The organism is Campylobacter armoricus, from assembly GCF_013372105.1.
GTDB classification, from domain to species: domain Bacteria; phylum Campylobacterota; class Campylobacteria; order Campylobacterales; family Campylobacteraceae; genus Campylobacter_D; species Campylobacter_D armoricus.
Map to the genome: position 1 here is coordinate 1,092,487 of NZ_CP053825.1, position 12,772 is coordinate 1,105,258.

The 12,772-nt window shown below is 28.3% G+C and carries 14 protein-coding genes; 7 read left to right on the plus strand and 7 right to left on the minus strand.

From position 1 onward, the window contains the following. Positions 1-62: 62 nt before the first annotated feature. The 5 genes from CARM_RS05660 to mnmG form a co-directional block, all read right to left on the minus strand. Complete coding sequence (locus CARM_RS05660) at positions 63-1,190, minus strand: c-type cytochrome (protein WP_139427280.1); 1,128 nt, start codon at positions 1,188-1,190, stop codon at positions 63-65. 2 nt (positions 1,191-1,192) lie between these two features. Next, positions 1,193-2,437, minus strand: coding sequence for a cytochrome b (locus CARM_RS05665; protein ID WP_139427282.1), 1,245 nt, complete (start codon positions 2,435-2,437; stop codon positions 1,193-1,195). Position 2,438: 1 nt separating this feature from the next. Then, entirely contained in the window at positions 2,439-2,942 is a 504-nt protein-coding gene (locus CARM_RS05670; RefSeq protein ID WP_139427284.1) for a ubiquinol-cytochrome c reductase iron-sulfur subunit, read from the minus strand. Between the two features lie 98 nt (positions 2,943-3,040). Continuing rightward, positions 3,041-4,327, minus strand: coding sequence for an ArsB/NhaD family transporter (locus CARM_RS05675; RefSeq protein ID WP_139427286.1), 1,287 nt, complete (start codon positions 4,325-4,327; stop codon positions 3,041-3,043). 10 nt (positions 4,328-4,337) lie between these two features. After that, entirely contained in the window at positions 4,338-6,188 is a 1,851-nt protein-coding gene (mnmG, locus tag CARM_RS05680; RefSeq protein WP_139427288.1) for a tRNA uridine-5-carboxymethylaminomethyl(34) synthesis enzyme MnmG, read from the minus strand. 124 nt (positions 6,189-6,312) lie between these two features. Here mnmG and ribE point away from each other — a divergent pair, with 124 nt between their 5' ends. The 3 genes from ribE to CARM_RS05695 are packed head-to-tail and all read left to right on the plus strand — an operon-like array spanning position 6,313 to position 7,761. Continuing rightward, entirely contained in the window at positions 6,313-6,921 is a 609-nt protein-coding gene (gene ribE, locus CARM_RS05685; protein WP_139427290.1) for a riboflavin synthase, read from the plus strand. Next, positions 6,885-7,553 carry a peptidoglycan editing factor PgeF gene (pgeF, locus tag CARM_RS05690; protein WP_139427292.1) on the plus strand — a complete coding sequence of 223 codons (669 nt, stop codon included), beginning with the start codon at positions 6,885-6,887 and terminating at the stop codon, positions 7,551-7,553. Before ribE ends, pgeF begins: the two co-directional genes overlap by 37 nt. 1 nt (position 7,554) lies before the next feature. Further along, positions 7,555-7,761, plus strand: a complete 207-nt coding sequence (locus tag CARM_RS05695) for a hypothetical protein (RefSeq protein ID WP_139427294.1) — start codon at positions 7,555-7,557, stop codon at positions 7,759-7,761. 2 nt (positions 7,762-7,763) lie between these two features. Here CARM_RS05695 and CARM_RS05700 read toward each other — a convergent pair whose 3' ends face one another. Then, entirely contained in the window at positions 7,764-8,987 is a 1,224-nt protein-coding gene (locus tag CARM_RS05700) for a sensor histidine kinase (RefSeq protein WP_139427296.1), read from the minus strand. After that, positions 8,980-9,645, minus strand: coding sequence for a two-component system response regulator DccR (gene dccR, locus CARM_RS05705; protein WP_139427298.1), 666 nt, complete (start codon positions 9,643-9,645; stop codon positions 8,980-8,982). The genes CARM_RS05700 and dccR overlap by 8 nt, the downstream gene beginning before the upstream one ends. A 58-nt stretch (positions 9,646-9,703) precedes the next feature. On the opposite strand from dccR, the gene CARM_RS05710 reads away from it, so the two are divergent. The 4 genes from CARM_RS05710 (at position 9,704) to CARM_RS05725 (ending at position 12,731) form a co-directional block, all read left to right on the plus strand. Continuing rightward, a complete protein-coding gene (locus CARM_RS05710; RefSeq protein ID WP_244948518.1) occupies positions 9,704-10,360 on the plus strand; it encodes a bacteriohemerythrin in 657 nt (218 codons plus the stop codon). A 94-nt stretch (positions 10,361-10,454) separates the two neighbouring features. Further along, a complete protein-coding gene (locus CARM_RS05715) occupies positions 10,455-11,015 on the plus strand; it encodes a bacteriohemerythrin (protein ID WP_139427302.1) in 561 nt (186 codons plus the stop codon). Positions 11,016-11,026: 11 nt separating this feature from the next. Next, entirely contained in the window at positions 11,027-11,248 is a 222-nt protein-coding gene (locus tag CARM_RS05720) for a ribbon-helix-helix protein, CopG family (protein WP_139427304.1), read from the plus strand. Between the two features lie 277 nt (positions 11,249-11,525). After that, complete coding sequence (locus CARM_RS05725; protein WP_176301007.1) at positions 11,526-12,731, plus strand: major outer membrane protein; 1,206 nt, start codon at positions 11,526-11,528, stop codon at positions 12,729-12,731. Positions 12,732-12,772 lie beyond the last annotated feature (41 nt).

The window sequence follows — 12,772 nt, forward strand, 5'->3', positions numbered from 1 at the left end:
ATTTTAGTTTATTTTTAGCTTATTACAAAAGAAAAGAACGCTGAAAGCGTTCTTAATGTAGATTAATGTAATTTAGACCAAACAGATCTTTTCCAACCAATAGCAAAAATACTCAAAATCGCAAAAAACACCATAATATAAATACCAGTTTGTTCTCTTTCTTCTTTTTTACTATCGCCAACTTTTTCAAGATAACTAATAACTTGAGTTTGTGCTTTTTCATTTAAACCAACTCTTGGCATAGCAGTTCCATAAAGTTTCTTTTGTGGTTCGTTTATGAAAATTTCAAGATAATGCTCACCCTTAGAACGAATCATCATTGATAAATCTGGAGGATTTGAACCAAGATAATTTTTCAAATCATTTATATTTGAACTTGAAGTAAAATTATCATATTTTACATCATGACATCTTCCACAAGCATTTATAAAAGTATTTTTATCTTTAGCAAATTCAAATTCTTTAGCAATTAAAGCTGATTTTTGCTGCTGTGTTAATTCTTGATTTTTAGCATATTTTTCCTCTAACTCAGCTTTTAATTTTACATCAAATTCTTTTTCATACTCATTAGCCGTATTTTTAAAAAATGCAATTAAATCCGCTAAATCTTGGTTATCTTGCACCTCATCACCACTTAAAGGATAAGCAGGCATCAAAAAAGGTTTTTCATCGTTAAATTTGTGTGAAATTTGTAATGCTTTAACTGGATCAATAATTAATGCGGCTAAAAATTTTTCATCATAAATAGCACCAGCATCGCTTAAATCAGGCGGAGTAACACCCAAAGAAGAATCTGTAATAGTAGCAGGAATTCCAGCAGCTTCAATACCATGACAAGCGATACAATTTCCTTCGAAAAGCTCTTTGCCTTTTTTGGCATTTCCTTTTGCAAAATCAATTTTTGCTATTTTTTCCCATATCTGTTTAGTAGCTTCTTCTTGATTTTTAGCAAGTTCTAGTGCTTTTTGTGCGTTAATGATAGCTTTTTCACCTCCAGAAACATTTGCATCTAATAAAGCTTTTTCTTTTAAAGCAACTTCATTTTTTATAAATTCTTCATCAGCTTTTGCAAAATCAAAATTAACTGGAGTTGAAGGAGGATTCATTACCGAATGAGCATATGGCTCAACTCCCCAATACACCAAACCTGTGAAAAAGACAACTACAAAAAATATTTTTAATTCTCTCATTATTAGCCCCTTTTTCTTTCCATGATAGTAATAACTGGTAACACTACTAACAATAATAATAAAAATACCATAGAAGCATAAAATCCTATCCAAGCATTAACACCCGTTGGAGGAAGTTTTCCATATACTGTTAATACAATTAAATCAATTAATAACACCCAAAACCATACAAAAAACATTGGTCTTTCATGGGCCGGTTTCACCATATCGCTCCTATCAAGCCAAGGTAGCAAGAAAAATATAATTTGTGCTATACCAAATGCTGCAAGTCCTATATCAAAAGCTTTAATACTTCCAATATCAAAGAAAAATCCTCTCAATACTTCATAACTCCATAAGAAATACCATTCAGGATAAATATGAGGTGGAGTTTTTAAAGAATTTGCTGGGTCAAAGTTGATTGGATCCATTGCAAAATTAAATTTAAAACATACCAAATAAAAGAAGAAAATCATAAATAAAGCAATATACATAAAATCTTTAGCTAAAAATCCTGGCCAAAAAGGAATAACTTTAGAACCTTTTGTATCTCCAGCTAAATATTTTTCAGCTTCCAAATCAAAATCAATTTCCTCTGAAATTTCATTATTTACATGTGGGATTCTTAAAGAATAAAAGTGAAATGCAATAATTGCTAAAATTACAATTGGCAATAAGCACACATGCAACATAAAAAATCTAGTTAAAGTCGGATCAGATACCGCAAAATCTCCTCTTATCCAAACAACTAATGCATCGCCTATAAAAGGAATTCCACCAAAGAGTTGTGTAATAACTTGTGCTGCCCAAAAGCTCATTTGTCCCCAAGGAAGCATATATCCACTAAATGCTTCTGCTGAAAACACAACAAATAAAAGCATACCACTAATCCAAATCATTTCACGACCCTTTTTATAAGAGCCATAATAAATTCCTGTTAGCATATGAATATATATGATTAAAAATACAACTGAAGCAGCCACACCATGCATATGACGCCAAAGCCAACCATATTCTACTTCTTGCATGATAGTTTTATTTACACTATCAAAAGCCAAAGCCACATCTGGTTTATAATACATCACTAAAAACAAACCTGATATAAATAAAATAGCAAAAAGAGTAGTTAAAATAACACCCATTGCCCATAAAAAATTAATTTGTTTTGGTATCCAGTATTTAGCCATTAATACATCAAAAAGCTTATTTACAGCTAATCTTTGATCAAGCCAATCAATAATACCATTAGCTTTTTTTATATGTGCCATATTAAGCCTCCGCTATCATTTTTTTATATTCTGGACCTTCTTCACCTAAAACCAATTTCGTTCCATCGATTCTAAAAGGAGGTATATCCAAAGGTCTTGGAGGTGGACCAAACACATTTTTACCACTTGTATCAAATTCACCACCATGACACGCGCATTTAAATAATCTCTCACTTGGCACATAAGCTGGAATACAGCCTAAATGCGTACAAAGACCAATTACTACAGTATAAGCAACATCACCAACAACAACATCTCTATTGCTATCTTTAGCCATGTCCGCATCTTTTTTTAAGATAAATATAGGTTTTTTACGCCATTCAATTGTTCTTAGCTCGCCTTCTTTCATACCAGAAAGATCCACAGTAGTAACACCTGCTGCTTTAACACTTGGGAGTGGATCCCATGTTTTTTTCATTGCAACTAATGAAAAAGCACCACCCACAGCAGCTACTGTTCCAAAGGCAAAGCCCATAAAGCTTCGTCTACTTTCAGATGTAGCCATTTTACTTCCTTTGTTTTGATTTGTATGTAAAACATAGCAGTTTATCTAAAAAATGATAAATTTTTTCTTTTACAAAAAATTATATTTAAGTTTTAATTTTAAAATAAATTCATATTGATTTTAACGCCTAATATCGCAAAAAATAATAAAATACTACTGAACACAAAAGCATATAAAAAATAATCTTTTATTTTTAATTTTATATTGTATTTTAGTAAAATTCCAAACCATAACAATGTCGATAAAGAGCCTATAGGTGTAATTTTAGAGCCTATATTACAGCCTAAAATATGAATAAAAATCAATTCCTTATAGTAAAAATAATTATTAAAATAATCATTTAAAACCAAATTTCCAATCATAATAGTTGGTAGATTATTAAAAATAGAAGAAAATATAGCTGAAGTAAATCCTAAAACTATCAATCCCATAAATTCGCAATCAATCCAAAAATCTATCCATTTTAAAACAACTTCATTATTGATTTCCTTGTAAAATCCATATACAACAATATATAAACCAAAGCTAAAAATCAAAATCCCCCATGGTGCTTTTTTTAAAAAATTAATATCAATATTACTTTTGTAATTTAGTAACAAAAAAACAAATGCACTAAATAAAGTAAATACACCCATGGAAATATTTACCCTATCTATAAATAAAAGAGTAATAGCAAATACAATCAAACAACCCATATTAATCATAAAAATGTTTTTATAGCAGCTTATATTAACATCTAAAAAAATTACATTTTTAGGTAGAATTTTTCTACCTAAAACATTACACATCAAAACAAATATAATAAAAATTAAAATATTAGGTATTAACATATTTTTAAAAAAATCTAAGAAATTTATATGAAAATATTCTGCTGTAATAATATTAGTTAAATTAGAAACAATCAAAGTATTTGATAAAAAATCACAACAAAAACCTATGAATAATAGAAAATATATACATTTATATTTATCGTTTTCACTATCAAATTTAAATTTAGATATTATGGCTACAACTATAGGCGTAACAACCAAAATAGCTCCATCATTACCTAATAAACTTGCTACAATAGAGGTAAAAACCAACAAATAAAGGAGTATTTTATTTAAATTTATATTGTTTGTTTTTGTTGTTGAAAATCCAATAATTTTAATAGAAATAAAATTGAAAAATCCACTTTTTTCAAGCACCGAAGAAATTAAAATCAATCCTATAAGAGTCAAAGAACTATCCCAAATCAAATCAAAAACAAAAAACATATCTTGTATATTGATTTTATCAGTTATAAAACAAGTTATAGCACCTAAAGTAGAATATACCCATATCGGTAAAGAAAAAGGACGCCAAAATAATAAAATTAGCGTCATTAAAAAAATTAAAAAAACCATTATTTTTAATTTATTTTTTCATCTTGATATAAATATGTAAAATATCTAAAGCAGCAGGAGTGATACCACTAATTTGCGATGCAGCAAAAATAGTCGGTGGGTTAAATTTTTGCAATTTTTCTACTACTTCATTGCTCAAACCACTTACACTTTTAAAATCAAAATTTTCTGGGATTTTTACTTCGCTTAAATTTTTCATTTTTTCAATTTGTGCTTTTTGCATTGCAATATAATGATAATATTTTGCTTCATTTAAGATTTCATTTAATGAATACTCATCCATTTTTTCAAACATCCCATCTAAAGCTTTTAATTTTTCTATATTAAAACTCGCCCTTGCGACAATTTTTTGCAAACTCACTATAGAAGTGATTTTTTCCTCATCGATGCTTTGTAAAAATTCATTGTTTTGATTGCTTGGTGTCCATGTGGTTTGAAGTAAAAACTTTAATCCTTTATCAACATTTTGTTTTATATTATCAATATACGCATAATCTTCTTGGTTTAAAAGTTTAAAATTATAACCATATTCTCCAAGCCTCAAAATAGCATTTTCTTCTCTTAAAAGCAGTCTATATTCAGCCCTTGAAGTAAACATCCTATAAGGTTCTTTAGTACCCTTCATCACTAAATCATCAATCAATACTCCTATATAAGCCTCATCACGCCTCAATACAAAAGGCTCTTTTTCATCAATCGCTAAAACCGCATTCACTCCAGCCATAAAGCCTTGTGCAGCAGCTTCTTCATAGCCAGTCGTTCCATTAATTTGTCCTGCACAATATAGATTTTTTATTTTTTTAGTTTCCAAAGTATGTTTTAATTCGGTTGGATCAATATAATCATACTCTATAGCATAACCAAAACGCGTAATTTTGGCATTTTCAAAACCCTTTACACTTCTTAGCATTGCAATTTGCACCTCATAAGGCAAAGAAGTAGAAAAGCCATTGATATAATACTCTGTAGCATCTTTAGTTTGTGGTTCTATAAATAAATGATGACTTTCTTTATCACCAAAACGATTAATCTTATCTTCTATAGAAGGACAATATCTTGGTCCTATACCTTCAATTTGTCCTGTAAAAAGCGGAGCACGATAAAAATTACTTTTTATAATCTCATGTGTTTTTAAATTTGTTCTTGCTATATAACATGGAAGTTGATTTGGTTTGAAATTTTTTGTTCTAAAACTAAAGGCTTTAGGATTTTCATCTCCAGGTTGAAATTCTAATGTACTAAAATCAATACTTTTAGCATCTACTCTTGGACAAGTCCCTGTTTTTAATCTTCCTACTTTCAAACCACTTTGTTTTAAATACTCACCCAAACTTACAGAAGCAAGCTCACCTACTCTACCTGCTTGGAGTTTTGTTTCACCTATATGAATAAGTCCATTTAAAAAGGTTCCGGTTGTAAGTATAATTTTTTTTGCAAAATATGTATTTTCTAAATTTGTTTTAACCCCTTTAAGCTCATCATTTTCAATAAACAAAGATAAAACTTGCTCTTGAGAAATTTCTAAATTTTCAAGTTTTAAAAGCTTGTTTCTAGCACAAATTCTATAAGCATCCATATCAATTTGTGCTCTACTTCCACGCACTGCAACACCTTTGCTTTCATTTAAAATTCTAAATTGAATTCCAGTCTCATCGGTAATTTGTCCCATAAGCCCACCCATAGCATCAAGCTCTTTTACTAAATGTCCTTTTGCTAAGCCACCTATGGCAGGATTACAACTTGCAGCACCAATTTGTTCAATTAAAGTAGTTAAAAGTAAAGTTTTTTTGCCCATTCTAGCAGCAGCAGCACTGGCTTCTACCCCAGCATGTCCGCCACCTATTACGATTATATCATACATATATTGCCCTTATTTTTACTAAAAAAGGCAAAAATTATATAATATTTTTTAAAATAAAACACTAAAAATACTTTTTGAAATTTAAAAGTTTTAGATAAAATCTCATAAAAATTAAAGGTATTGAATGTTTAATGGATTAATCCGCGAATTAGCCTTTGTTAAATCATATCAAAATAACACTTTAAGATTAAAAGCAAGCTACAAACCAAAACTAGGCGATAGTATAGCAGTCAATGGTGCGTGTTTGAGCGTAACAAAACTTTTTGATGATGGTTTTAATCTCGAACTTTCTTATGAAACAAGAACTCATATAGCTGTTGAAAATTTAAAAGATTATGTTCATATTGAACCTGCATTAGCTTATGGTGATAGGATAGATGGACATTTAATGCAAGGACATATTGATGGTATAGGTGAAATTACTAATATTTCCAAAAAAGAAAACGGGGTTGATTTTTACATAAAATGCCCTGAAGATATACAAATTTATATGGCAAATAAAGCAAGTGTAGCCATAGATGGAGTAAGCTTAACCATCAATGAAGTTTTAAAAGATGGTATTCGTTTAACCATCATTCCTATAACCTTTAAAGAAACCTTATTTAAAAGCTACATTATAGGAAGGCGTGTTAATATAGAAAGCGACCTTTTAGCTAGATACATACATAGACAATTAAATTATAAAAAAGAATTCTCATGGCAACAAATAGACAAAATCACATCACTTTATTAGAAAACAATTCTATAAAAGCTTTTATAGCTTTTGATCAAGATTATAATATTTTTAGAGCAAAGATTTGTAATAATATTTTTCCTTGGGAAGATTCGATAAAAAAATGTGTATTTTTAAATCAAATTCACTCAAATATCATTACTCATTATAAAAAAGATTTTCACTTTAATGCCGATGGGATAATTAGTGATGAAAAAAATGTGGCTTTATGTATTTTAAGTGCTGATTGTCTGCCTTTGCTTTTGTATGATGATAAAAAAAAGACCATAGCGGCATTACATTCAGGTAGAAAAGGCTGTTTTGAAAATATCTTAAAAGAAGCTGTTTTGAAAATGCAAGAAAGTTTTAATACCCAAACAAAAAATTTAAAACTCATCATTTCAACAGGAATTTGCGCTAAAAATTATGAGATTAATGGTGAAATTTTGGACTATAGCAAAAAAAATTTTGCTTCATTTTTACACGAAAATAAGCTTGATTTAAAAGCTTTAGTTAAATTTCAAGCAAATAATTTAGGAATTAAAGATATTTTTGATATTAATCTTTGCACTTTTGATGATAAAAGATTTTTTTCCTATAGAAAAAATCAAACCCAAAAACGCATTGTCAGTGTAATTTATCTAAAGGATTAAAATGAATGAAGTAAAAAATTTACTTGCCTTAAAAATATTACAAAAAGCTAGAGAATTTGGTGATAATGATTTAAGCAATGAACTTTTAATCACTCAAATACTAAATCACAATCCACAAATTCTAAGCCAAAACGATACCAGTAGCATAAATGAATTTATCACAACACTTATAAATGCAAAAGAAAAAGCCAAAATGAGTAATAAATAATTTTAATTTTTCCAAGTTAAAATAAATTTTGTTCCTTTATTTAACTCACTTTCTACTTTTATATTAATGTTATGATCTTTACAAATTTTATCGACCAAAGAAAGTCCTATGCCAAAACCACCTTGATTTTCATTAAACCTTGAATAACGCTCAAAAATATTAGCCAAATTTTCTTTTGCAATACCACAACCGCTATCTTTTATTATAAGTTTTTGCTCTAAAAGTATGATTTTTATTTGTCCGTTTTTTTTATTGTATTTTATTGCATTGTTAATAAGATTATCAAACATTTTAAAAAACTGCTCTTTATTAGCATAAATTTTTCCATCGTTTTCTAAAACAAGCTCCAAACTAATATTTTTTTGTTCTAAAAAGATTTTAAAATACTCCATTCTTCCTTTAATCAAATCTTTTAAAAATATCCAATTTTTCTTTGCCTCATAAGCTTGAGAAAAATTTAAAAAAGTTAAATCTGAATACAAATGACTCAAAGTTAAAGCAGCTATTTTTACACGCTTTAAAGCCTTAATTTCCTCAAAATCCTTTTTTCTTTCTAAACTCTCTACGCTCATTAATATAGCACTAATTGGAGTATTAATCTCATGAGTAGTATCTTTTATAAAATTATTTAAAAATCTTATCCTTATTTCTAAAGGCTTAAGTGCAAATTTAAGTATCAAATATCCCATTATACTTACAAAAACTAAAGAAAAAACCATAGCTAAAGCTACTTTAAACCTTATAAATCCAAGTTCTTTAGAAATATCATCACCTTGTATCAAAACTCTCAAACGATTTACATCACCTAAAATCTCTAAAGCATTTTGATTTTGAGTATTTGCAAGCAATAAATTGTTTAAATTCACATCAGCTATATAGATCAAAGTATTGTTATTATAAATATTTGTATTATTTAGTTTAAAAAAAGTTGTTTGAGCAGGCAAGTCAAGATTAGAAAAATATACTCTGGTTCTATCGAAAATGGCAAATTTTATTTTTGAAATTTTAGAAATTTTTTCAGCACTTTTTTCTATAGGTTCAAAACGATCTTTTTGCATTTGCAAAATCACAAAACGATGCTCTTGTCTTAGTTGCAATGTATGATTATCCATAAGATCTTCAATTAATTTAGCATACCATACTCCAAAAAGTATAACAAGAACACCTCCTATGCTCAATAAATATAAAGCTAAAATTTGCCATGCGACACGCTTAGCTTCATACATAGCAATACCCTCTTCCTCTCTGATTAATAATATTATCTTTCCCTAAAAGTTTTCTCAAATTTTTCACATAAGCTCTTAAACTAAGTTCACTTGGCTCTTGATCATACTCCCAAATTTCTTCAAAAATGCATGCAATATCTATAAATCTTCCTTTATTTTTAAGCAACAAAGCCAAAAGTTTTAATTCTTTTAAAGGCAAAGATAAAGGTTTATCGTTCTTATATAAAGTTTGAGAAAGCAATGCAAACTTAAAACCATTTCCTAAATCTTCATAATCTTCGTTTTTATGAGCAAAAGAGCGTTTCAAAATTGCATTAATTCTAATTTTTAATTCCTCTAATTCAAAAGGTTTTTTAATGTAATCATCACATCCACTTTCAAAACCTTTTTGCAAATCTATAGTAGTATTTAAAGATGTCATAAAAATAGCTGGTGTATATTTTCCCGACTCTCTTAAATTTCTAAGAATACTAAAACCATCACCCAAAGGAACTTTTACATCTAAAATCCATAAATCAAAATTTTTTTCATATGCTTTATCTTGTGCTTCTTGTGCATTATCCACTAAAGTTACATTAAAACCTTCTTCATCCAAAAACTCACTAACAATTTCACCTAAATTTATATCATCTTCTAACAAAAGAATTTCAACTGCCATTATTTCTCCAAAAGTTAATGTAAAAGTATAAATTATATTTTTTTTGTATAAATTTAAGGTGAATTTAGTATATTTAAAGGCTATTGTTTATAAAATATTAATTATTATAAAATACATAGGATTTATTATGTTTCCTGAATGGGATCAAAAATATAGTATCAATAATACAAAAATTGATGCTCAGCACCAAAAACTCTTTGAACTTGCTGCTAGAGTTGAAGAAATTTCTGATAGAGCAATCTATCAAGTAGAACTTAAAAAAATTATAGCGGATTTTTTTAACTATATTAAAATCCATTTTCAAGATGAAGAATCTTATATGTTTAAAATTAATTATCCTTATTTAAATCAACACAAACTTATGCACAAGCAAATCACCCGTTCAATGATAAAACTAATACAAAGCGTAAAAAGCACTAATGATTTAAAAGAAAAACTCTATATAGTAGTTAATTCCTGGCTTATAGAACATATATTACAGCATGATATGATGATAGAATATTGGAGAAAAAATAATCGACACAATAAACAAGAGCATAATCTCGAAGAAGAGTTTGTTGAACCTATAAAATTTTTATATGAATGCCAATGTGAAAATAAAATATATAAAATTCCTTACGATATTCATCTTAAAATGCAATATTCTAAAACACAATTTAAATGTAAAAAATGTTTAAGCAATTTAATTTACTGCAAAGAGCAAATAAAAAATTAATAAAAATTAATTTTATTTTAAAACAATATTAGTTATGATTTCTATACACAAAAATTTCTATAAATTTCAGTGAATTAATCAAGGAGATTAAATTATGCTGCCAAAGTGGTGTGATAAATATAGTATTCACAATGATGAGATAGATAAACAACACAAAAAACTTTTTGAACTTGCTGCAAATGTTGAAATGATTTCAGATAAGCCTATACACAAAGGACAAATTAAATTTTTACTTGCTGATTTTTTTAACTACATGAAAGAACATTTTGCAGAAGAAGAAAAATATATGGCTAAAATAGGCTACCCTGAATTATCTAATCATCAAAAAATCCATAAAAGCATTATACAATCTATGATAGATCTTATCCAAAATATCAAAAGCACTAATGATTTAAAAGAAAAATTAAATGTAATTGCATCCAAATGGCTTTTGGAGCATATCCTTAGGGAAGATATGAAGATAGAAAAATGGCATCAAGGTCAATTAGGTAAAACAAATACAACAAACAAAGATGAAAAACAGAAAAATTATGAATACATTTGTTCTTGTCCAGGTAAAATTCATAAAGTTCCTTATGAAATTCACCAAAAAATTAGCTCAAGCAATGCTAGTTATAAATGCAAAACCTGCCAAGAAGCAATAAAACAAAAATAAAGGTAAAAAAAATGAATAAACGATACACCTTAACATTATCTAAAGATCTTTATGAACGCTTAGATCAAACAGCTAAATTATCAAAAAAGAAAAAATCAATAATACTTCGCAATGCTTTAGAAAATTATTTAGACGAAATGGAAGACTTTGCTCCAGCAATTGAAGCATTAGAAGAACTAAAACAAGGCAATAGCAATAAACTTGATAGTATAATAAAAAAACTAAAATGCTAAAGTTTCCAAACATTAACTATCAAAGAGCATAATTACAATTGTAAAAGCAAACATTCATAGATAACTCCTTAGTTTTTAAAGATCTAGTTTCAAACTAGATCTTTAAAGATATTTATAGAGTTTAAAATATACGCAATTAAAATTTATACTCTTTGCTTTATATATTTAAAATCCATCAATAAACTTTTTTAATCAATATTTATTTACTTTAAGATTTCTTATATAAAACTATGCTATAATACAAGCCATAGTTTTAATTTTAATAAGGAGAATTCTCATGAAACTAGTTAAACTTAGTTTAGTAGCAGCTTTAGCTGCAGGTGCTTTTTCAGCAGCAAATGCTGTTTCACTTGAAGAAGCTATAAAAGATGTTGATGTATCAGGAATGTTTAGATACAGATTTGAATCTGCTAGATTAGAACAAGGAAATACTATTTCTGATGGTTACAATGGAAAAAAAGAAAACAGACACAGATTTAAATCTCAATTAAACTTCAAAGCAGCTTTAGATGATAATTTCAAAGCTTTTGTTCAATTCCAATATGACAATACAGGCGAGTTAGGTTTTAATAGTCCAAGTGCTAAAGCTGAAACTAACACAGCTCAAAGCTTTGATGTTGAGCAAGCATACTTAGAATACACTAACGAAGCTTATGCTACAAGTGTAACTTTCGGTAAAATGGAAGTTGGTTCAATTTGGACTGATGATGCTATCGGTACAGGAGCTAAAATCATTAACAACTCTATCGAAGGTTTAACTTTTGCAGGTTACTGGTTTGATAGTTTTAATGTTACAGATGATGGTGATTTTACTGGTTTAGGTATAGCTGATGCTTCATTATATGGCGCTGCTGTATTAGGTGATTTTGATCCATTTGCTTTCCAATTATGGGCTGCTTATTCAAATAATTGGGCATTCTTATATGCAATAGATGCTAGCTATAAATTCAGCTTTAATGATGTAGCTAATTTCAAAATCCAAGGTCAATACTTAGGAAATAGCCTAGATAGCGATAAAGAAAAATTAGGTCTTGACAATGGTAATTTCTATGCTGCTCAATTACAAGGTCAAATTTCAGCATTTGATTTTAAAGCAGGTATAGTTGGTTATGGTGAAAAAGATAAAGCTAGCTTAGTTGTATTAGAAGATCTAGGTAAAATAATTAAAGCAGGTGAAAGAATTTATTATTCTCAAGGTAGTGATGTAAGAGGTGATGTAGGTGAAAACTTCTTCTATTTTGCAGGTTTAGGTTATACTTTTGCTGAAACTGTAAGAGTAGGATTTGATTATGTAGGTGGTAAATCTGAGCAAGTTGGTTATGATATAGATAAAAACGAATATGTAGCAAGAGTATCATATAAATATAGTCCAAAACTTACATTTAGTGGCTTCTATTCTTATCTAACTGAAGATTTAAATCAACAAGGTATTGATGATAAAGATAATCAACATATCAGACTTGAAGCTCTATACAAATTCTAATTATAAAAGCTAAGCCAAAAGGCTTAGCTTACTATATCTAA